Origin of the sequence: Sphingomonas quercus, from assembly GCF_018863195.1 — a bacterium.
Classification (GTDB): Bacteria; Pseudomonadota; Alphaproteobacteria; order Sphingomonadales; family Sphingomonadaceae; genus Solisphingomonas; species Solisphingomonas quercus.
In genome coordinates this window covers 72,457-92,351 of record NZ_JAHKRT010000002.1, presented here as the reverse complement: position 1 = coordinate 92,351, position 19,895 = coordinate 72,457, and the positions used below count along the sequence as shown (strand labels likewise).

Below are 19,895 nucleotides of genomic sequence, written 5' to 3'. Positions count from 1 at the left end.
CGATCAGACGAATTGCCCGCGCAGCAGGGTCGGGACAGCGCCGTTCTCGCCCCGCGCTTCGGCCATGAAACGCTCCTTGAGCGCGGGCAGGCGCTCGACCATCGACAGGCCGAAGCGCCGCGCCGCGCGTGGCAGCGCGCCCTTCAGGCCGAACAGCCGGGTGAGGCCGTCCGTCGCCATCGCCACCGCCAGCGTATCGAAGCCGCGCCACCGCTCGTAACGGGCGAGGAGCTGCGCATCGCCCGGGTCGAGGCCGAGCCGGGCGCCCTCGACCAGCACCTCGACCAGCGCCGCGACGTCGCGGAAGCCGACATTGACACCCTGGCCGGCGATCGGATGAATGCCGTGTGCCGCATCACCGACCAGAGCGAGGCGCTCGCCGGTGATGCGCGCGGCGTGATGGAAGCCGAGCGGATAGCTCGAGCGCGGCGCGCCGAGCTTCAGCGTGCCGAAGATGCCGGCCATGCGCTTGTCCGCCTCGGCAAGGAAGGCGCGCTCAGACAGGCCGAGCATCCCTTCCGCGTCGCGGCGGTGCACCGACCAGACAAGCGCCGAGCGGTTGCCCGGCAGCATCGGCAGCAGCGCGAACGGCCCGTCCTGGTAGAAGATCTCGTGGGCGACATTGCCGTGCGGGCGCTCATGCTCGAGCACGGTGACGAGGGCGGTGTGATCATATTGCCAGCGCGCGGCGTTGAGGCCGGCGGCGTCCCGCGTCGGCGAATTGCGCCCCTCCGCGCCGATCAGCAGGCGCCCGCGCAGCACCCGCCCATCGGCGAGCGTGACGCGGACGCCGGAGCCGTCGCGCGCCGACACCACGGGGCGCGACGGCATCAGCAGCGTCACGTTCGTCGCGGCGTTGGCCGTCGCGTGGAGAGCGATGCGCAGCGCCCGATTCTCGACCATGTGCCCGAGCGGCCCCTCGGTCGGATCGGCATCGAAATGAAGCAGGCCGGCGAGCGCGTCGCTGACCGCGATGTGGTCGATCGGACAGGCCTTGTCGGCGAGCGCCGCGCCGACGCCGATCGCTGACAGCAGTCGCCAGGGGGCGCTGGCGATGGCGGAGACGCGGCCGTCAAAGCCGGCCGCCTGCACCGCCTGCGGATCGGCCGGATCGACGACGATATTGGTCAGGCCATGGACGTCGAGCGCGATCGCCAGCGTCAGGCCGACCAGCCCGCCGCCGAGAATGATGACGTCGGCTTCCGCCGGAATCTGGGCGTTGTCATGCATGGGCCGGCTCTATCGCAGCCGGGCGCGGCTTGCCACCTCCTCGCGCCGCGGGCATGATCGAAACGGGAACAAGCGGGACGATTATCGAGATGGCCGACTATGTGACGGCGGGCCCGCCCGCATCCCCGCGCGGCGCGGTGCGGCAGGGCTTGCGGCGCAGCGCAGCGCGCGGCGGCCGGATGGCGGCCGGCGGCGCGCTGGTCGCCGGCACGCTGGCGGTGGTGCTGGCGCTCGGTTCCTATCATCCGAGCGATCCCTCGCTGAACACGGCGGCGGCAGGCCCCGTCGCCAACCTGCTCAACACGCCCGGCGCCTGGGTGGCCGACCTGATGCTGAGCCTGGGCGGCCCGGCAGCGGCGCTGCTGCTGGCGACGCCGATCGTCGCCGGCCTGCGCCTTGCGCGCGGCAACGAGGCGGGGCGCTGGGGGCGATCGCTGCTCGTGCTGCTGTTCGCCGCCGCCTTCGTGGCGACGGCGGCGACGCTGCTCCGCGGCGGCGCCGCGCTGACGCTGCCGGCCGGCTGGGGCGGCCTGATCGGCTTTGCCGCCACGCGCAGCATCGATGCCGGGCTGGCGCTGGTGCCGGATGCCCATGCCGCCGCCATCGCGCGGCTGGCGTTGGCGCCGGCGCTCGGCCTGATCGGGCTGGCGCTGTTCCTGTGGGGCCTCGGCCTCGATGCCGGCGAGCGTGCCTGGCTGCTGCGCCGCCAGCCGGCGGAGCCTGCCCGCCGCCGTACCCGGCGGGTGGTGCGAACCGCCGGCGCGCCGGCCGGGGTCGTCGAGGAGGATGGCGAGGATGAGGACGAGGGAGCGGGCGAGGCGGCGCCGACGCCCGTCCGCACGATCATCGCCGAGCCGCCGCAGCGACCCGGCAAGGTCGCGGCGCCGACCGGCCGGCAGGGCTCGCTCGACCTGCGCGACACCTATGTGCTGCCCGGCCTCGATCTGCTCGCGCCGGTGCCGGAATCGTCGGGCCCGACGATCGACAAGGCGGCGCTGGAGCGCAATGCCCGCCTGCTCGAAACGGTGCTCGAGGATTTCAACGTCAAGGGCCAGATCACCGAGGTTCGCCCCGGGCCGGTGGTGACGATGTACGAGCTGGAGCCGGCGCCCGGCATCAAGGCCAGCCGGGTGGTCGGCCTTGCCGACGATATCGCCCGCAACATGTCGGCGCTGTCCGCCCGCGTCGCGGTGATTCCGGGCCGCACCGTGATCGGCATCGAGCTGCCCAATGCCCGGCGCGAGCCGGTGCTGCTGTCCGAACTGATCGCGTCCAGCGAGTTCGACGGTCAGAGCGGCAATCTGGCGCTGATCCTCGGCAAGAATATCGGCGGAAGCCCGGTGGTCGCCGACCTCGCGCCGATGCCGCATCTGCTCGTCGCGGGCACCACCGGCTCAGGCAAGTCGGTCGGCCTCAACGCGATGATCCTGTCGCTGCTCTACCGGCTGACGCCGGACCAATGCCGCATGATCATGATCGACCCGAAGATGCTGGAGCTCAGCATCTATGACAATATCCCCCATCTGCTCTCGCCGGTGGTGACGGAGCCGGCCAAGGCGATCCGCGCGCTGAAATGGGCGGTGGAGCAGATGGAGGAGCGCTATCGCATGATGGCGTCGGTCGGCGTGCGCGGCCTCGCCTCGTTCAACGAGAAGGTGCGTGCCGCCAAGGCCAAGGGCCAGCCGCTCGGCCGCCGCGTGCAGACGGGCTATGACGCCGACACCGGCCAGCCCATCTACGAAGAAGAGCAGCTCGATTACGAGCCGCTGCCGCAGATCGTGGTGGTGGTCGACGAGCTGGCCGATCTGATGATGACGGCGGGCAAGGAGGTGGAATTCCTCATCCAGCGGCTGGCGCAAAAGGCGCGCGCCGCCGGCATCCACCTGATCATGGCGACGCAGCGCCCGTCGGTCGACGTCATCACCGGGGTCATCAAGGCGAACCTGCCGACGCGCATTTCCTTCGCCGTCACCAGCAAGATCGATTCGCGCACCATCCTGGGCGAGCAGGGTGCCGAGCAGCTGCTCGGCAAGGGCGACATGCTCTACATGGCCGGCGGCAAGCAGCTGATCCGCGTCCACGGCCCCTTCGTCTCGGACGAGGAGGTACGCGCCGTGGCCGATCATTGGCGCACGCAGGGCACGCCCGACTATATCTCCGCCGTCACCGAGGAGCCGGAGGATGGCGGCTATGCGCTCGACGGCGCGCCGCCGGTCGATGATTCGCCGGATGCGGCACTCTATCGCAAGGCCGTGCAGGTCGTCGCCGAGTCGCAGAAGGCCTCGACCAGTTATGTCCAGCGCCAGCTGCGCATCGGCTACAACTCGGCCGCCCGGCTGATCGACCGCATGGAGAAGGAGGGCGTGGTTGGCGCCGCGGACCATGTCGGCCGCCGGGAGGTGCTGGTCGATCGGGACGGCGTGCCGGCCTAAGCCCCACGGAACCCGGCCCCTTCACACCGCATTCAGCGCGTGATCGCCACAGGATAGTCCATGAAAGCCCTTCCCCTTGCCGCCCTCGCGCTCGCCGCGACGCCCGTCCTTGCCGCCCCCATGCCCGAACTGGCGCAGGTCCAGCAGCATCTGCGCGTCGTCGAGACGATGACCGCGGACTTCACCCAGACCGATCGCAACGGCAAATCGCTCAACGGCACGCTCACCCTCAAGCGGCCGGGCCGGATCCGCTTCCAATATCAGCCGGGGGTGCCCCTGCTTGTCGTCGGCGACGGCAAGGCGCTGACGATGATCGACTATCAGGTAAAGCAGGTGTCGCGCTGGCCGGTCGGCGATTCGCCGCTCGGCCTGCTGCTCGATCCCGGCAAGGATATTTCCCGCTTCGCCAAGGTCGTGCAGACTGGCGATGCCAACACGCTGATGATCGAAGGCCGCGACCCCAAGCACCCCGAGTTCGGCACGATCAGCGTCGCCTTTTCGCGCGATCAGGCAGCCCCGGCCGGGCTTTCGCTCCAGGGCTGGAGCGTGCTCGATGCGCAGGGCAACCGGTCCGTCGTCCGGCTATCAGGGCAGAAGTTCAATGTTGCTGTAGACGACAAGCAATTCCGCTGGCGTGATCCTCGCCAAGCCGGTCCGCGCGGCTGAATGACCTAAACAACGCCTGACAGACATGTTCATGCTGAAGACAGGTATCGGGGTCTAGATCGGTATTCGCGGTCACGGGGCGCTTCGAGATTTCCCCCTGTTGCTCGAGGCACTCCTTGACCCGCACGCGTGACGAACGCCGTGTCGGCCCTCGCTCCATTGCCCCCGGAGCGGGGGCCATTCGCTTTTCGGCCAAGCCCGGGCACCGCGCGGGACATCCTGGCCGTGGCGACCACCAGACGAGAAGCGACAGGCCACCGGCCATCCGGGCGAGGGGCCAGCCGCGCCGTCCGGGCGTCATTGCCGTAACAGGGCCGCAGGGACCAGACGCGGGCTGGCGCGGCTCAAGCCCACCTATTATGTCGGCGACCGACATGACCGAACGTCTCAAGATCGCCTCGTGGAACATCAATTCGGTGCGCTACCGGATCGACATCGTCGGACGCTTCCTCAAGGAGGAGGCGCCCGACATATTATGCCTGCAGGAGACCAAGGTCGTCGACGAGCTGTTCCCGCATGAGGCGTTCCACGCGCTCGGCTACAGCCACCGGCTTCTGCACGGCCAGCGCATGCATCACGGCGTGGCAATCGTGTCGCGCGTGCCCCTGATCGAGGATGACCGGCTGGACTGGCAAGCCAATCAGGAGGCGCGTCATATCGGCGTGCGCCTGCCCAACGGACTCAGGCTCGAAAACGTCTATGTCCCGGCCGGCGGCGACGTTCCCGACGCGGAGCTCAATCCCAAATTCGGCCAGAAGCTCGCCTTCGTGGAGCGGATGACGCGCTGGTCCGAGGGGCTCACGACGCCCACCATTCTCGTCGGCGATTTCAACATCGCGCCGCTGGAGTGCGACGTGTGGAGCCACAAGCAGCTGCTCGACGTGGTCAGCCACACGCCGGTCGAGGTGGCGGCCCTGGCGCGCTTGCAGGCAAGCCACCAATGGGTCGATCTCGGCCGCCATTTCGTGCCGCCGCCGGGGCGGCTCTACACCTGGTGGAGCTATCGCGCCAAGGACTGGGCCGCCTCCGATCGCGGGCGGCGGCTGGATCATATGTGGGCGAGCCCGCAGGTCGCGCGGCACGCCGTCGCCCACAAGGTACATGAGGATTGCCGCGCCTGGCTGAAGCCCTCCGATCATGTGCCCCTGGTCACCGAGTTCGCCTTTTGACGAAGCCCCGCCTCGTCGCCCGCGCCATCGACGCGCTCAGGCGCGGCTGGCCGGTGACGATCGACGGACTGGCGCTGCTCGCCATCGAAACGGCGGATGAAGGCCGGCTGGCGGCCTTCGATCCGGAGCGAGGCGCCGACATCCTGCTCTCGGCGCCGCGCGCGGCGACGTTGAAGCTGGGCAATCAGCGCGACGCCGCCGGCAATGATCCGGTGCGCGTCGCGCGGACCGGGTGGCTCGATCTCGATGTGGCGGCGGCGCTGGCCGATCCCGCGCGCGATCTGTCCACCCCCCTCAAGGGCCCGTTTCGCGCCGTTGCGCTGGCCATGCCCGAAGCGGCGCGGGCGGCGATGAAGCTTGCCCGCCTCGCCGGGCTGATGCCGGCCTTCTTCGTCGCCGAGGCGACGGCCGACGAGACGGTGGCGCTCGCCGCCGCTGACATCGCCGGTTATGACGATCCGGCGCGACTGGCGCTCGTCTCACGCGCACGCCTGCCCGTGGCGGTGGCGGAGGATGCCGAGATCGTCGCCTTCCGCTCGGCGGATGAAGCGGTGGAGCATGTCGCGTTGCTCATCGGCCAGCCCAATGGTGCCGCCCCGCTGGTCCGCATCCATAGCGAATGCCTGACGGGCGACGTGCTGGGCAGCCTGAAATGCGATTGCGGGCCGCAACTCGATGCCGCGCTGCGCGCCATTGCCGGGGCTGGCTGGGGGATCCTGCTCTATTTGCGGCAGGAAGGGCGCGGCATCGGCCTGATCAACAAGCTGCGCGCCTATGCGCTGCAGGATCAGGGCTTCGATACCGTTGACGCCAATCTCCGCCTCGGCTTCGCGATCGACGAGCGCGATTTCGGCGTGGCGGCGCGCATGCTGCGCCTGCTGGGGCAGGACCGGGTGCGGCTGCTCACCAACAACCCGGCCAAGGTCGCCGGGCTCGCCGCCGCCGGCATCGAGGTGGTCGAGCGCGTCGCCCACAAGGCCGGCGAAAACACGCATAATCACGGCTATCTCGCCACCAAGCGCGACAAGACCGGACACCTGCTGTGATCCGTGTCGATACGGCGCGGCGTATTCTCTCCGGCCATGGCATCGAGGCGCCGTGCGAGATCGGGCGGGCCGGCGCGCTGCCCGGCGCCGACAAGCGTGAGGGTGACGGCGCGACGCCGCTGGGGGACTGGCCGGTGATGACCGCGCTTCTCCGCGGCGACCGGGTGAGCGCACCCGTGGGCATGCGCATCCCGTGGCGATGGATCGGCCGCGAGGATGGCTGGTCCGACGATCCGGCCGATCCGGCCTATAACCGGCCGGTCTTCCACCCCCACCCTTTTTCCGCCGAACATCTGTGGCGGGCGGATGGGCTCTATGACGTCATCCTCGTCATCGGCCACAATATGCCGCCGGTACCCGGGCTGGGCAGCGCGGTATTCCTGCATTGCCTGGAAGGGCGGCCAACGGCGGGGTGCGTCGCCATCGAGCGGGCGCTTCTCCTCGCCCTGATCGGCCGGATCGACCCCGGAGAGATCGTCAGGATCGGCTGAGCAGCGCCGCCACCGCGTCGAAATCGCACGCAACATGTTGGACGCCGACCGCTCGCAGCCGCTCGGCATGGCCCGGGCCGCAATGACTGCCGGCGCACAGCCCGACCACCGTGGCCCCCGACGCCACCGCCCCCGTCACCCCGACCGGCGAATCCTCAAGGATCAGAGCCTGCGCGATATCCACACCGAGGGCGGCGGCGGCATGGAGATAAAGGTCCGGAGCCGGCTTGCCGCGGGCGACATGCTCCCGCCCGCTATAGACGTGGCGGCCGAATCGCCCGGCCAGGCCGAGGCGGGCAAGATGGGCGTGGAGCCAGCGCGTGCCGCTCGACGAGACGACGGCGACCGGCAGCTCCGGCGGCAGGCCGGAGACGAATTCGATCGCGCCGACGACCGCCTCCAGCCCGTCGGCGATCAGCCTCTCGTCCTCGGCATGGCGCGCCTCGGTGAAGCCCGGCGGCACCGGCCCGCCGATCCAGCGCGACACCGCGCCGAGGAAATCCGCGCCGGCCAGCCCCATGAACATCGCCATCGACTGTTCGGGCGTGGTCGGGTGGCCGATACCGGTGAGATAGGCGGCGATCTGGCGGTTGCTCGCTGCCTCGCTCTCGATCAGCACACCGTCGAAATCGAACAGGATCGCCTCGTAGCGCAGGCCCGTCAGCACGGCGGCGCTCACCTGCGGGCGCCGAACAGGGCGGTGCCGACGCGGACATGGGTCGCGCCCAGCATCACCGCCGTCTCGACATCGCCCGACATGCCCATGCTCAGACCAGCCACGCCATGCTCGCGCGCCAGCTTGGCGAGCAGCGCAAAATAGGGCGCCGGCTCGACCTCGGCCGGCGGCACACACATCAGCCCGGCAAGCGGCAGCCCCGCTGCCCGCACTCTTTCGAGCAGCGCCGGCAATTCGGCGATCGCCACCCCGCCCTTTTGCGGTTCGGCGCCGATATTCACCTGGACGAAGCAATCCGGCCGGCGATCAGACCTCGCCATGGCATTGCCGAGCGCATCGACCAGCGACGGCCGGTCGACCGAATGGATGGCGTCGAACAGCGCGATTGCCGCCGCCGCCTTGTTGGACTGGAGCTGGCCGACGAGATGAAGCGACAGGCCGCGATCAGCGTCGCGCAGCGCCGGCCATTTGTCCTCCGCCTCCTGCACGCGATTCTCGCCGAACACACGCTGCCCGGCGGCAATCAGCGGTGCGATCTCGTCCACCGTGCGCGTCTTGGAGACTGCGATCAGGGTGATTTCGGCGGGATCGCGGCGGGCGATGGCGGCGGCGCGCGCAATGGCGGCACGGACGATGGCAAGCTGTTCGGACATGGCGGCTGCTCTATAGGCAGGCTGATGCCCAAGCGCCACGCCCTCCCCACGCTCTGGCTGATCACCGACGAGCGGCTCGGGCCGGCGCTGTGGCCGGCGCTGGCGGCGCTGCCGCGCGGCAGCGGCGTGGTGTTCCGCCACCTGAGCCTCGACGGGGCGGCGCGGCGCGCGTTGTTCATGGCGGTGCGCGTGGTGGCGCGGCGGCGCCGGCTGGTGCTGCTGGTGGCGGGGCCGCATCCGCTGCGCGGCGCGGACGGGCGGCATGCCGCTGCGACGCGGCGCCTGCCCGGCGTGCGCTCCGCCCCGGTCCATGATGCAGCCGAACTGATCGCGGCACAGCGAGCAGGAGCGGATCTCGTCTTCCTGTCGCCGGTCTATCCGACGCGCTCGCATCCGGGCGCGCCTGCGCTCGGCCGGGTGCGATTCGGGATGCTGGCGCGCGCCGCCCGGGTGCCGGTCATCGCACTCGGCGGTATGACGGCAGGGCGTTTCGCAGGCGTGAAGCCGCTCGGCGCCTATGGGTGGGCGGCGATCGACGGGCTGACGCCGCCGGATCAGAAGCGGAAGGCGGTGCCCAGATAGACGGCCTGGCTGTCGCGGCGCAGATCGGCGAGCGGCGCCACTGTCGCCTGATCACGCTGCACGCGGTAACGCATGCCACCGGTGACGGCGAGGTTGCGGGTCAGCGAATAAGAGCCGCCGAGATCGACCGAATAGCCTTCGTCCGCGCCGACCAGCGAAGCACCGGTGCCGAAGCCGCGCTCGGCGCCCAGCACGACGCGCGTGCTCCAGTTCTTGCCACCATAGGACAAGGCCACATCGGCCGATTCGCGGCTGCCCGGCATCATGCCGGTGTCGACCCGCGCGACATCGCCGGTGATGGCGAAGCGCTTCCAGCCAACCGAGACGCCGAGATTGTAGGCGGTCGGCGTGATCGCCGTGACCACCGGCGTGGTGGCGACGACATCATGCTGGGCCTGGACCTGGGCCAGATCGGTGCGCCGTGCGCGTACCGCGACGGTGACGGCGCGCCGGCTGCCCGGCGCCGTGGCGGGCGTGAAGCGAAAGCCGGCCGCGTCGAGGCCGCCAATGCCCGCCCGCGCGAACGACGCCGCCGCCCGCGGATCGGCCGCAGCCGGCGTGAACGAGCCGAACGGCACGGTGAGCGCCACCGACGCCTTGGTGCTGACGCGCTTCTTTGAAGTCTGCGTCGCGGATTGACCGGCCGACGGCATCAGGGCGAGCGCGAGCATCGCGGCAATTGCCGCTGCGCCCCCCGCCCCTTTGCGTCCCCGGATCATGTACATCTTCTCCCTATCCGGTGCGCTAACACGCGACTCGCCCTCTCGCCACCCAAGTCAGAGCGGATATCGCGATGGAAGACGATAAATTTGAGTCTGTTGCGAACTGTACACAGCTGCAACGGCCTCCGGAGGGCTCGCTTGCCCGCGCCGGACGGGCTCTGTAGAGCGAAACGTCCGATATTTCCTTGAAGGTTCACGCCTATGCACGCCCGTTTCCGTTCCGCCGTCCTGTTGACGGCCGTCCTCGCGCTGGGCGTCACGCTGGAAGGGTGCGCGCGCAACAAGGGCGGCCGGCCCGTCGGGCAGCAGATCGCGCCATCCAGGGTCACCACCATCGGCGTGAACGCCTATCTCTGGCGGGCGACGCTCGACACCTTGTCCTTCATGCCGTTGTTGCAGGCGGATTCGAACGGCGGCGTCATCGTCACCGACTGGTATGCCAATCCCTCCCAGCCGAATGAACGCATGAAGCTGACGGTGTCGATCCTCGATCAGGATCTGCGCGCCGATGCGCTGCGCGTCGCGGCCGCGCGCCAGATCAACCAGGGCGGCAACTGGATCGACGCGCCCGTGCAGGCGGCCACCGTCCAGAAGCTGGAGGAGATCATCCTCGGCAAGGCGCGCGACCTGCGCCGCACCGCAGTCGCCGGCTGAGGGACAGACTGACGGTCATGGCCGAGCGCTTCAATCACGCCAAGGCGGATTCCCATTGGCAGCGCGTCTGGGAAGACGGCGGCACGTTCCACGCCCAGGACGCCAGCAACAAGCCGAAAAGCTATGTGCTGGAGATGTTCCCCTACCCGTCCGGGCGGATCCACATGGGCCATGTCCGCAACTACACGATGGGCGACGTGCTCGCCCGTTTCCGGCGGATGCGCGGCATGGAAGTGCTCCACCCGATGGGCTGGGACGCCTTCGGGATGCCCGCCGAGAATGCGGCGATGGAAAAGGGCGTGCACCCCGGCGACTGGACCCGGGCCAACATCGCCGCGATGCGCGCGCAGCTCAAGACGCTCGGCTTCGCACTCGACTGGAGCCGCGAGCTCGCCACCTGCGAGCCTGATTATTACGGGCAGGAACAGGCGATCTTCCTCGCCTTCCTGGAGGCGGGCCTCGTCTATCGCAAGGAAAGCTACGTCAACTGGGACCCCGTCGACATGACCGTGCTCGCCAATGAGCAGGTCATCGACGGCAAGGGCTGGCGCTCGGGTGCGCAGGTCGAGAAGCGCAAGCTCAACCAGTGGTTCCTCAAGATCACCGACTTCGCCGACGAACTGCTCGACGGGCTGGACGGCCTCGCCCACTGGCCCGACAAGGTGAAGCTGATGCAGGCCAACTGGATCGGCCGCAGCCGGGGCCTGCGCTTCCGGTTCGCGCTGGCCGAGCCGGTCGCCGGCCATGACGGGTTCGAGGTGTTCTCGACGCGGCCCGACACCATCTTCGGCGCCAGCTTCGCCGCGATCGCGCCCGATCACCCGATCAGCGCCGCGCTCGCCGCCAATGATCCGGCCCTCGCCACCTTCATCGAGGAATGCCGCGCCACCGGCACCGCCGCCGCCGAAGTCGAGACGGCGGAGAAGAAGGGCTATGATACCGGCCTGCGCGTCGTCCATCCGCTGCGGCCGGACGTGACGCTCCCGGTGTTCGTCGCCAATTTCGTGCTGATGGAATATGGCACCGGCGCGGTGATGGCGGTGCCGGCGCACGATCAGCGCGATCTCGAATTCGCCCGCAAATATATGCTTCCGGTGCCGCGCGTCGTCGCCGCCGCCGGCGACGAGACGCTGCCGATCGGCGACGAGGCCTATACCGGGCCCGGCCGCATCATCGCCTCGGATTTCCTCACCGGGATGAGCGTGGAGGAGGCCAAGGCCGCCGTCATCGCCCGCGCCGAGGCGGAAGGATGGGGCCAGGGCACCACCGTGTGGCGACTGCGCGACTGGGGCGTATCCCGACAGCGTTACTGGGGCACGCCGATCCCGGTGATCCATTGCGAGGCGTGCGGCGTCGTGCCGGTGCCGCGCGATCAGCTTCCGGTCGTGCTGCCCGACGACGTGACTTTCGACGTGCCCGGCAATCCGCTCGACCGGCATCCGACATGGAAGCATGTCACCTGCCCGTCCTGCGCCGGCCCCGCCGTCCGCGAGACCGACACCCTCGATACCTTCGCCGATTCCTCCTGGTATTTCATCCGCTTCGCCAGCGCGCCGCAGGACAGGCCGTTCGATCGCGCCACTGCCGAGCAGTGGTTGCCGGTGGGCCAGTATATTGGCGGCGTCGAGCACGCGATCCTCCATCTCCTCTATGCGCGGTTCTGGACGCGAGCGCTGGCGCGGGTCGGCATGATCGATCTCGCCGAGCCGTTCGCCGGCCTGTTTACGCAAGGCATGGTCACGCACGAGACCTACAAGGCACCGGACGGCCGCTGGCTGGCGCCCGACGAGGTGCGAGACGGCGTGGTCGTGGCCACCGGCGAGCCGGTGACGCTCGGCCGCGTCGAGAAGATGTCCAAGTCAAAGAAGAACACCGTCGATCCGGGGCCGATCGTCGAGCAATATGGCGCGGACGCGGTGCGCTGGTTCATGCTTTCCGACAGCCCGCCCGAGCGCGACTTGCCGTGGAGCGAATCCGGCATCGAGGGCGCGTGGCGGTTCGTGCAGCGGCTGTGGCGCCTGTCGCAGGGCGAACGCGCCGCAGAGGGCGCGCGCGACGTCGCCCTCGACCGCAAGCTCCACCGCACCGTCGCCGGTGTTGCCGAGGATATCGAGGCGCTGTCGTTCAACAAGGCGGTCGCCAAGGTCTATGAGCTGGCCAACGCGATCGAGAAAGCGCCTCCCGGCCCGTCGCGCACCGAGGCAACGGACACGCTGCTGCTGATCGTGGCGCCGATGGTGCCGCATCTGGCCGAGGAAGCGTGGACGGCATGCGGCGGCCAGGGCCTGATCGCCGATGCCGCCTGGCCCGAGATAGACCCGGCGCTGCTCGTCGATGACGAGGTGACGGTGGCGGTACAGGTGAACGGCAAGCTGCGCGACACGCTGACCACCGCCAAGGGCACGGACCGCGCCGCGCTCGAGGCACTGGCGCTCGCCTCCGACAATGTCGTGCGGGTGCTTGCCGGCGCCGCGCCGAAGAAGGTGATCGTGGTGCCGGACCGGCTGGTGAACATCGTCGCATGACCCGCCGCGCGCCCCTCATCGCGCTTGCGCTGCTGCTGCCGGCGCCGCTGCTTTCCGGCTGCGGGCTCCGGCCGCTCTATGCCGGCGGTGGCGACGGCAAGGTGGCGACGGCGCTGGCCGGCGTGGAGGTCGGGCCGATCGGGGGCCAGAATGGCTGGCTGATGCGCAATGCGCTCAACGACCGGCTGAATCATGGCGGCCCGGCACTCTACCGGCTCGAGGTCGAGCTGGACGATCACATCACCGGCTTCGGCGTGCGCGCCGACAATGCGGTGACCCGCGAGCGGCGGACGCTGCGCGCGCGCTACCGGCTGGTCGCTGCCGATCGCGGCACCGTGTTGCTCGATGCGACCGCCGGCTCTGACGCGGGCATCGACGTGGTCAGCTCGGAATATGCCACGGTCGCCGCCGAGCAGTCCGCGCTGGAGCGGCTGACCGAGGATGTGGCGGACCAGATCGTCGCCCGTCTGGCGCTCTACGCCTCACGGACGAAGTGAAGGCGAATCGCGGCCAGATCGGGCCGGCGTTGCGCCGGCCGGGCAATGTCCGGCTTTTCCTGCTGCACGGGCCCGATGAGGCCGGTTCGCGCGCATTGGCTGATGAACTGGCCGCAGCCATGGGGGCGGGCTCCGAACGCGTCGATCTTGCGCCCGGCCAGCTCAAAGCCGATCCGGCCCGGCTGGCCGACGAGGCGGCGTCGGTGTCGCTGTTCGGTGACGCGCGACACATCCGCGTCGAAGGTGCCGGCGACGAGGTAACCGACGCGGTCGCCGCGCTGCTGGAGGCGAACGCCGCCGGCAATCCCGCGGTGGTGATCGCCGGCACATTGCGCGCCACCTCCAAACTGCTCAAGCTCGCCCTCGCCTCCCCGCTAGCGATGGCCTTCGCCAGCTATCCGCTCAGCGCCCAGGACATGGAACGGCTGGCGGTCGACGAGGGCCGCGCCCAAGGGTTGCGCATCGACAATGACGTCGCCCGGCGACTGGCGACGGCGGCCGGCGGCGACCGCGCCATCCTTGCTTCCGAGATCGGCAAATATGCGCTCTTTCTCGATGCCACGCCGGAAGGCCCGGTCGAGCTGACCCACGAGGTCGTGGACGCGCTCTCCGCCGATGCCGGCGAGGCGGACTTGAACCGGCTGGTCGCTGCCGTGCTTTCCGGCGACCCGCGCGGCGCCGAGGCGGAGCTGGCCCGACTCGCCGCGATCGGAACGAGCGGCGTGCCGCTGGTCCGCGCCGTGCAGCGTCGGCTGCTGCTGCTCGCGGAGCTGAGCGGCCAGGTGGCAGCCGGCAACAGCATCGGCAGCGTGCTCGGCCGACCCGGCAGCGGCGTCTACCCGCGCGAGCAGGAGGCGGTGGCGCAACAGCTTCGCCGCTGGACGCCGGCGCGCGCCGCAACCGCGCTGGAGCGCATCGCCCAGGCCGGCCGCGCGGCGATGTCCGCGCGCGGGCCGGGCGAGCTGGCGATAGAAACGGAACTGGGCGTGATCGCGCGCAACGCCGCCCGCGCGCGCTAGATGCTTCCGCCGCTCAGCCGCTGGCAGATCATGTCGAGCTGATCGAGCGAGGAATAGGCGAGCGTCACATTGCCGCCGCCCTCGCCATGATGGATCGACACCTTGAGGCCGAGCATGTCGCCGAGCTGACGTTCCAGCGCCTCCGTATCGGCGTCGCGCAGGGCGGCGGGCTTGGCCGATCGCGCCGTCCGCCTCGCCGGCGCGCCGCCGCGGGCAAGCGCCTCGGTCTCGCGTACCGACAGGCCCCGCCCGATCACCTCAGCGGCCAGTGCCGCCGGATCGCCGGCGGTGACCAGCGCGCGCGCATGGCCCATCGAGAGCCGCCCATCAGCCACCGCCGTCCGCACGGACTCGGGCAAGGTCAGCAGGCGCAACAGATTGGCGATATGGCTGCGCGACTTGCCGACGAGCTTGCCGATATCCTCCTGGCCATGACCATAATCGTCGACGAGGCGCTGATAGGCCTCCGCCTCTTCGATGGCGTTGAGATCCTGACGCTGGATATTCTCGATCAGCGCCACTTCCAGCGTCTCGGCATCGCCGAACTCGCGGATCAACACTGGCACTTCATGGAGTTGCGCGCGCTGCGCAGCACGCCAGCGGCGTTCGCCGGCGACGATCTGGAACTCGCCGCTGCCATGCGGCCGCACCACGATCGGCTGGATCAGCCCGCGCTGGCCGATCGACTCGGCAAGCTCGGCCAGCGCTGCCTCGTCGAAGTGGCGGCGCGGCTGGCCGGGATGCGGGCGCATATGCGACACCGGCACCATCGTCACCCCGGGGCGCGAGCTCGCACCGGGGGCGATCGATTGCTCTTCGGCGACCTCGCCGAACAGGGCCGACAGGCCCCGCCCGAGCCCGCTCGGGCGGCGACGCGGTTCGGCGGCGCTCATGCCGCGACCTTTGCGGGGCTGCCGGACAGCCGACCGATCAGCTCGCGCGACAAGGCGATATAGGCCTCCGAGCCGGGGCAGCGATGATCATAGACCAATGCCGGCAGGCCATGGCTCGGCGCCTCGGACAGACGCACATTGCGCGGGATCGTCGTCTCGAACACGGTGTCGCCGAGCACGGCGCGCGCATCCTGCGCCACCTGGTCGGACAGGCGATTACGCCGGTCATACATGGTCAGCACCACGCCGATGATGTCCAGCACGGGATTGAGGCCGGCGCGGACACGCTCCACCGTCTTGAGCAGCTGGCTCAGCCCTTCCAACGCGAAGAACTCGCACTGAAGCGGCACCAGCACATGATCCGCCGCGGTCAGCGCGTTGACGGTCAGCAGGCCGAGCGACGGGGGGCAATCCATCAGGCACACGTCCCAGCGGCCGCCGGCCTGTTCCTCGCTCAGCGCCTCGCGCAGGCGGTAGGCGCGGCCCTCAGCGTCGGCGAGCTCAACCTCGGCGCCGGACAGGTCGACGGTGGATGGGATGATATCGACGCGCGGCACGTTGGTCGCCAAGGCTGCTTCGGCGAGCGTCGTCTCACCGCCGAGCAGCTCATAGCTGGTATGGGCACGCTGCCCGCGACGCAGGCCGAGCCCGGTCGAGGCGTTGCCTTGCGGATCAAGATCGAGCAGCAGCACGCGGCGCCCCGCCGCGGCGAGACCGGTGGCGAGATTGATCGCGGTCGTGGTCTTCCCCACCCCGCCTTTTTGATTGGCGATGGCAATACGGATCATCGGCCGGCCTTTCGCCGGACGTCGCGTACCATGATGATCGACGCCTCCGGGTCTGTCAGGCTAGGAATCAGCCTGAAGCTACCCTGCCATGTCCGGCGCGTTATCGCCAGTTCTTCCGCTGCGCTTCGTCCCTTCGGCAGCAGCCAGACCGTATCGGGGCCGGCGTGGCGTTGGCCGATAGCCAGCAATGCATCGAGCCGGGCGACGGCGCGCGCGCTGATTACCGCAGCGGGTGATGGATGCGCCGCCTCCGCCTTTGCCGCGACGACGGAGACATTGGTGAGACCTAAATTTTTCGCGGCCTCTTCCAGAAACGTCGCCCGGCGCGCGCGAGGCTCTATAAGAGTCATGGGCGCGTCAGGTCTCACTATAGCGACGACCAGGCCGGGCAAACCTGCGCCGCTGCCAATGTCGAGCCATGCTCCCGCGCGCGGAGCGAGCGGGGCAAGCTGGAGCCCGTCGACGATGTGACGGACCCAGATGCCGGGGATCGTCGACGCCGCGATGAGATTCTGGCGCTCATTTTCGGCGATCAGCAAGGCGACAAAGGCCTCGAGCCTGTCCCGTGTTTCACGTGAAACAATTGCGTCGAGGAAGGGCGGAGGCGGCGGGCTCATGCGGCGTGGCGACGGCAGGCGAGCAGCAGTGCCGTGACCGCAGCAGGACTAATGCCACGGATTCGTTGGGCGTCGGCGATCGTCGCCGGGCGGGCGGCGTCCAGGCGGGCCCGCATTTCAATCGAGAGGCCACCCACCGCGCCATAGTCGAGTTCGACGGGAATCGGCAGGTGTCCGCCCGCCTGCTCACGTGCAACCTGGGCATGAGCGCGCGCCACATAGGGTGCATAGTGATGCGTCTCAGCCATCTCCTCGTCGACCGCCCCCCCAACGTCGCCCGGCTGCCAGGCGGCGCGCGCCGCCATGCGTTCGCGCCCTTCGGCGAGCCGCCCGGCATCAAGGCATCCTGCTGCCTCTGCGGCGGCGAAGAGCCGCGCCTCGGCATTGTCGGAGCGGAGATGGAGCCGGTGCTCGGCGCGGGCAGTGAGCATTCGATAGGGTTCACTAACGCCCTGCAGGGTGAGGTCATCGATCATGACCCCTAAATAGCTATCCCGTCGATCCAGCAGCACGGGCGCGAGCCCGAGCGCGTGGGCGGCGGCGTTAAGGCCGGCGACCAGCCCTTGCCCAGCCGCCTCTTCATAACCCGTCGTGCCGTTGACCTGTCCAGCCAGAAACAATCCGCCGATCTCGCGACTCTCCAGCGTTGCCCCCAGATGACGCGGGTCGAGGAAATCATACTCCACCGCATAGCCCGGTTGGATGATCTCCGCCCGCTCCAGACCCTCGATCGTCCGCAGGAACGCGAGTTGTGTTACGGGCGGGAGCGATGTCGAAATACCATTGGGATAGACCAAAGGATCGCGCAGCCCTTCCGGTTCGAGGAAGATCTGGTGCCCGTCGCGGTCTCCGAAGCGGCGGACCTTGTCCTCGATCGACGGGCAATAACGCGGCCCTACCCCTTCGATATCACCGGAATATAACGGCGATTCGTCGGCATGATCCTCGATCAGCCGATGCGTCGCCTCGTTGGTGCGGGTAATGGCGCAAGCGACCTGAGGGTGGCGAACGGCCATCGTATAGGGCGCCATCGTCCACGGCTCCACGTCGCTCGGCTGGGTTTGAAGACGAGCCCAGTTGATCGTTCGCCCATCCAGGCGCGGCGGCGTTCCGGTCTTGAGCCGCCCGGTGGGCGCCAGCTCGCGCAACTGCTCGGCAAGGTGCAGGGAGGCGCGCTCACCGACACGGCCGCCGCCCACCTGCTCACGGCCGCAGAACAGCTTGCCGCCGAGAAACGTGCCCGACGCGATCACGACCGAGGGAGCGCGGAGGCAGGTCCCGTCAGCCAGTGCCGCACCTCGGATCTGGTGGCCCTCAAGCATCAGCCGAGCGGCCTCGCCCGCGACAACGGCGACGCCCGCGTTGGACGCGATCGCCTGCTGGATCGCGCTCTTGAACAGACGCCTGTCGGCCTGCACCCTTGGCCCCCACACGGCCCTTCCCCGGCTGCGATTGAGCATGCGATAATGGATTGCCGCCGCGTCGGCGGCGCGAGCGATGAGCCCCCCGAACACCTCGACTTCGCGCACCAGGTGGCCCTTGCCCACCCCGCCGATCGCGGGATTGCAGGACATGGCGCCGACCATCGACGGGTCGAAGGTGACCAGCGCGACACGCGCGCCTCTCCGTGCCGCCGCCGCCGCCGCTTCGCACCCGGCATGGCCCCCGCCGATGATGATGACATCATGTTCCACGTGAAACATTCACTTCCCGACGCAAAAACGACCGAACAATTCGTCCATTACCGCCGCAAGGTCGGCATGTCCCGTCAGACGATCGAGAACAAGCCGCCCTTGCCGCAGAGACTCCGCTATCACCAACAGATCATGCTGCGCCGCGGCATGCGCAAGGTGGCCGGACAGCTCGCGCACCGCCTCCCGCTGCCGCGCGTTCAACACCACGCCCGCCCCGCAATGCTGAACAGCTGCGGCGCGTTCGGCGACCCAGTCGAGCAGAGCGGTTATGCCGGTACCGGACGCGGCCACCGCCAGCCGCCCCGAAGGCTGCTCCCGTCCAGGTGCATCGCATCGTGCGTGGATATGCAGAAGATTGTCGGACATCTCGGGCGGTGGCCCGTCACCCGTCCAGATCACCAGATCGCCCACCGCCGCGGCCCGGCGAGCGCGCGCAATGCCGATCGCCTCGATTTCATCGGCAGTCTCGCGGACGCCGGCAGTGTCGATCAGGCGGATACGCTGGCCGGATACGACCATCGGCAATTCGATGACGTCACGCGTTGTTCCTGCTGTCGCCGTCACGATCGCCGCGTCGCGGCCAACCAGCGCATTGAACAGCGAGGACTTGCCGCTGTTGGGCGGGCCGGCGAGCACCACCGACACGCCCTCACGCAGTTCCTCACTGGTCGGCTGACCGAGCATCGCCGCCAGTTCCCCGCCGAGAGCAGCGAGCTGTGCGCGGAGATGCGCATCGCCCGCGCCCTCCGCGACATCGCCCTCGTCGCTATAATCGAGCAGGGCCTCGGCTTCTGCCGACAGGGCGACGAGCGCCCGCCGCCACCCCTCGATCCGGGAGCCGAGCGCGCCGTCGAACGCGCCGAGCGCCGCGCGCCGCTCCGTCTCGGTGTCGGCGAGCAACAGGTCCGACAGCGCTTCTGCCTGGACCAGTCCGATCCGCCCGTTCAGCAAGGCACGGCGGCTGAACTCCCCCGCCTCGGCAAGCCGCAGCCCAGGCTGCGCGCCGAGTACCGCCAGCAGACGAGCGACGACGGCGCGTCCGCCATGGACATGGAACTCGGCGAGATCCTCGCCGGTGATGCTCCCGGACTGCTCGGGAAACCACAGCAGCAGACCTTGGTCGATCAGCTCCTCCCCCAGGGTGATCCGCCGCAGCACGGCGCGGCGCGGCGCTGGCAGCGGCCCGGCCAGCGCCGTTGCCACCCGTGCCGCGGCGGGACCGCTCACGCGGATAACCGCGATACCCGCCGGCGGCGCGCCGCTCGACAGGGCGAAGATCGTGTCCGGGTTCGAGGCCACTCAGGTCTTCGGCGTATTGCCCATCTGATCGACGAGCTGGCGCCACATCGCCATGCCCGCCTCGCCCATCGGCGCCCAGTTCTTCAGCAGCGATTCGACGGTGCCGCTGCCGATGCCGCTATCGAGCGCGGATTTGAGCTTGTCGAGATAGATATCATGCACCGGCGCCATGTCGGGGAGGCCCATGAAGCGCCGGGCCTCCTCAGGCGTGCAATCAATGTCGACGCTGATCTTCATAAGTC

Annotated in this window: 20 protein-coding genes; 10 read left to right on the top strand and 10 right to left on the bottom strand. The window is 69.4% G+C overall.

The annotated features are described in order from the left end of the window. Positions 1 to 3: 3 nt before the first annotated feature. On the bottom strand, positions 4 to 1,230 hold the full coding sequence (locus KOF26_RS03645) for a UbiH/UbiF/VisC/COQ6 family ubiquinone biosynthesis hydroxylase (RefSeq protein WP_216320336.1): 1,227 nt from the start codon (positions 1,228 to 1,230) through the stop codon (positions 4 to 6). An 89-nt stretch (positions 1,231 to 1,319) separates the two neighbouring features. On the opposite strand from KOF26_RS03645, the gene KOF26_RS03640 reads away from it, so the two are divergent. The 5 genes from KOF26_RS03640 (at position 1,320) to KOF26_RS03620 (ending at position 7,034) form a co-directional block, all read left to right on the top strand. Next, entirely contained in the window at positions 1,320 to 3,662 is a 2,343-nt protein-coding gene (locus KOF26_RS03640; RefSeq protein ID WP_216321642.1) for an FtsK/SpoIIIE family DNA translocase, read from the top strand. Positions 3,663 to 3,722: 60 nt separating this feature from the next. Beyond that, positions 3,723 to 4,328, top strand: a complete 606-nt coding sequence (locus tag KOF26_RS03635; protein WP_216320333.1) for a LolA family protein — start codon at positions 3,723 to 3,725, stop codon at positions 4,326 to 4,328. A gap of 374 nt (positions 4,329 to 4,702) precedes the next feature. Beyond that, positions 4,703 to 5,497 (top strand): exodeoxyribonuclease III, encoded by a 795-nt coding sequence (locus tag KOF26_RS03630; RefSeq protein WP_216320332.1) that lies wholly within the window; start codon positions 4,703 to 4,705, stop codon positions 5,495 to 5,497. Continuing rightward, a complete protein-coding gene (ribA, locus tag KOF26_RS03625; RefSeq protein WP_216320329.1) occupies positions 5,494 to 6,543 on the top strand; it encodes a GTP cyclohydrolase II in 1,050 nt (349 codons plus the stop codon). Before KOF26_RS03630 ends, ribA begins: the two co-directional genes overlap by 4 nt. Further along, positions 6,540 to 7,034: a L,D-transpeptidase family protein gene (locus KOF26_RS03620; RefSeq protein WP_216320326.1), complete on the top strand. Its 495-nt coding sequence runs from the start codon at positions 6,540 to 6,542 to the stop codon at positions 7,032 to 7,034. The genes ribA and KOF26_RS03620 overlap by 4 nt, the downstream gene beginning before the upstream one ends. On the opposite strand, the gene KOF26_RS03615 is transcribed toward KOF26_RS03620, so the two are convergent. Both KOF26_RS03615 and KOF26_RS03610 read right to left on the bottom strand, forming a co-directional pair. After that, positions 7,021 to 7,713, bottom strand: a complete 693-nt coding sequence (locus tag KOF26_RS03615; protein ID WP_435876834.1) for an HAD family hydrolase — start codon at positions 7,711 to 7,713, stop codon at positions 7,021 to 7,023. The genes KOF26_RS03620 and KOF26_RS03615 overlap by 14 nt on opposite strands. Then, positions 7,710 to 8,363, bottom strand: a complete 654-nt coding sequence (locus KOF26_RS03610; protein ID WP_216320322.1) for a YggS family pyridoxal phosphate-dependent enzyme — start codon at positions 8,361 to 8,363, stop codon at positions 7,710 to 7,712. The genes KOF26_RS03615 and KOF26_RS03610 overlap by 4 nt, the downstream gene beginning before the upstream one ends. Before the next feature lie 24 nt (positions 8,364 to 8,387). On the opposite strand from KOF26_RS03610, the gene KOF26_RS03605 reads away from it, so the two are divergent. Then, positions 8,388 to 8,945, top strand: a complete 558-nt coding sequence (locus KOF26_RS03605) for a thiamine phosphate synthase (RefSeq protein ID WP_216320318.1) — start codon at positions 8,388 to 8,390, stop codon at positions 8,943 to 8,945. Here the strand turns inward: KOF26_RS03605 and KOF26_RS03600 are convergent. Further along, a complete protein-coding gene (locus KOF26_RS03600) occupies positions 8,918 to 9,664 on the bottom strand; it encodes a hypothetical protein (protein WP_216320315.1) in 747 nt (248 codons plus the stop codon). The genes KOF26_RS03605 and KOF26_RS03600 overlap by 28 nt on opposite strands. A gap of 204 nt (positions 9,665 to 9,868) precedes the next feature. Here KOF26_RS03600 and KOF26_RS03595 point away from each other — a divergent pair, with 204 nt between their 5' ends. Genes KOF26_RS03595 through holA form a run of 4 tightly spaced genes read left to right on the top strand, consistent with a single transcriptional unit; the run spans position 9,869 to position 14,362 of the window. After that, on the top strand, positions 9,869 to 10,321 hold the full coding sequence (locus KOF26_RS03595; RefSeq protein ID WP_216320313.1) for a DUF3576 domain-containing protein: 453 nt from the start codon (positions 9,869 to 9,871) through the stop codon (positions 10,319 to 10,321). 17 nt (positions 10,322 to 10,338) lie between these two features. Beyond that, entirely contained in the window at positions 10,339 to 12,846 is a 2,508-nt protein-coding gene (gene leuS, locus KOF26_RS03590) for a leucine--tRNA ligase (protein ID WP_216320309.1), read from the top strand. Further along, complete coding sequence (lptE, locus tag KOF26_RS03585) at positions 12,843 to 13,343, top strand: LPS assembly lipoprotein LptE (RefSeq protein WP_216320306.1); 501 nt, start codon at positions 12,843 to 12,845, stop codon at positions 13,341 to 13,343. The genes leuS and lptE overlap by 4 nt, the downstream gene beginning before the upstream one ends. After that, positions 13,340 to 14,362 (top strand): DNA polymerase III subunit delta, encoded by a 1,023-nt coding sequence (gene holA, locus KOF26_RS03580; protein ID WP_216320303.1) that lies wholly within the window; start codon positions 13,340 to 13,342, stop codon positions 14,360 to 14,362. Before lptE ends, holA begins: the two co-directional genes overlap by 4 nt. Here the strand turns inward: holA and KOF26_RS03575 are convergent. From KOF26_RS03575 to KOF26_RS03550, 6 genes are read right to left on the bottom strand one after another with little or no spacing between them, the layout of a single operon-like run. Beyond that, on the bottom strand, positions 14,359 to 15,255 hold the full coding sequence (locus KOF26_RS03575; RefSeq protein ID WP_216320300.1) for a ParB/RepB/Spo0J family partition protein: 897 nt from the start codon (positions 15,253 to 15,255) through the stop codon (positions 14,359 to 14,361). The genes holA and KOF26_RS03575 overlap by 4 nt on opposite strands. Further along, on the bottom strand, positions 15,252 to 16,043 hold the full coding sequence (locus KOF26_RS03570; protein ID WP_216320297.1) for a ParA family protein: 792 nt from the start codon (positions 16,041 to 16,043) through the stop codon (positions 15,252 to 15,254). Before KOF26_RS03570 ends, KOF26_RS03575 begins: the two co-directional genes overlap by 4 nt. Next, a complete protein-coding gene (gene rsmG, locus KOF26_RS03565; protein WP_216320294.1) occupies positions 16,040 to 16,660 on the bottom strand; it encodes a 16S rRNA (guanine(527)-N(7))-methyltransferase RsmG in 621 nt (206 codons plus the stop codon). The genes KOF26_RS03570 and rsmG overlap by 4 nt, the downstream gene beginning before the upstream one ends. Continuing rightward, positions 16,657 to 18,363, bottom strand: coding sequence for a tRNA uridine-5-carboxymethylaminomethyl(34) synthesis enzyme MnmG (mnmG, locus tag KOF26_RS03560; RefSeq protein WP_216320276.1), 1,707 nt, complete (start codon positions 18,361 to 18,363; stop codon positions 16,657 to 16,659). The genes rsmG and mnmG overlap by 4 nt, the downstream gene beginning before the upstream one ends. Then, positions 18,364 to 19,653, bottom strand: coding sequence for a tRNA uridine-5-carboxymethylaminomethyl(34) synthesis GTPase MnmE (mnmE, locus tag KOF26_RS03555; protein WP_216320261.1), 1,290 nt, complete (start codon positions 19,651 to 19,653; stop codon positions 18,364 to 18,366). Next, positions 19,654 to 19,890, bottom strand: a complete 237-nt coding sequence (locus KOF26_RS03550; RefSeq protein ID WP_216320258.1) for a DUF6489 family protein — start codon at positions 19,888 to 19,890, stop codon at positions 19,654 to 19,656. Positions 19,891 to 19,895: the final 5 nt, after the last annotated feature.

Coding starts and splice junctions, on each gene's coding strand:
- KOF26_RS03640 (WP_216321642.1), top strand. CDS start 1,320: ATGGCCGACTATGTGACGGCGGGCCCGCCCGCATCCCCGCGCGGCGCG.
- lptE (WP_216320306.1), top strand. CDS start 12,843: ATGACCCGCCGCGCGCCCCTCATCGCGCTTGCGCTGCTGCTGCCGGCG.
- KOF26_RS03605 (WP_216320318.1), top strand. CDS start 8,388: ATGCCCAAGCGCCACGCCCTCCCCACGCTCTGGCTGATCACCGACGAG.
- KOF26_RS03550 (WP_216320258.1), bottom strand. CDS start 19,890: ATGAAGATCAGCGTCGACATTGATTGCACGCCTGAGGAGGCCCGGCGC.
- KOF26_RS03610 (WP_216320322.1), bottom strand. CDS start 8,363: ATGTCCGAACAGCTTGCCATCGTCCGTGCCGCCATTGCGCGCGCCGCC.
- KOF26_RS03575 (WP_216320300.1), bottom strand. CDS start 15,255: ATGAGCGCCGCCGAACCGCGTCGCCGCCCGAGCGGGCTCGGGCGGGGC.
- KOF26_RS03570 (WP_216320297.1), bottom strand. CDS start 16,043: ATGATCCGTATTGCCATCGCCAATCAAAAAGGCGGGGTGGGGAAGACC.
- leuS (WP_216320309.1), top strand. CDS start 10,339: ATGGCCGAGCGCTTCAATCACGCCAAGGCGGATTCCCATTGGCAGCGC.
- KOF26_RS03595 (WP_216320313.1), top strand. CDS start 9,869: ATGCACGCCCGTTTCCGTTCCGCCGTCCTGTTGACGGCCGTCCTCGCG.
- mnmG (WP_216320276.1), bottom strand. CDS start 18,363: ATGTTTCACGTGGAACATGATGTCATCATCATCGGCGGGGGCCATGCC.
- KOF26_RS03630 (WP_216320332.1), top strand. CDS start 4,703: ATGACCGAACGTCTCAAGATCGCCTCGTGGAACATCAATTCGGTGCGC.
- KOF26_RS03645 (WP_216320336.1), bottom strand. CDS start 1,230: ATGCATGACAACGCCCAGATTCCGGCGGAAGCCGACGTCATCATTCTC.
- KOF26_RS03600 (WP_216320315.1), bottom strand. CDS start 9,664: ATGATCCGGGGACGCAAAGGGGCGGGGGGCGCAGCGGCAATTGCCGCG.
- rsmG (WP_216320294.1), bottom strand. CDS start 16,660: ATGAGCCCGCCGCCTCCGCCCTTCCTCGACGCAATTGTTTCACGTGAA.
- KOF26_RS03635 (WP_216320333.1), top strand. CDS start 3,723: ATGAAAGCCCTTCCCCTTGCCGCCCTCGCGCTCGCCGCGACGCCCGTC.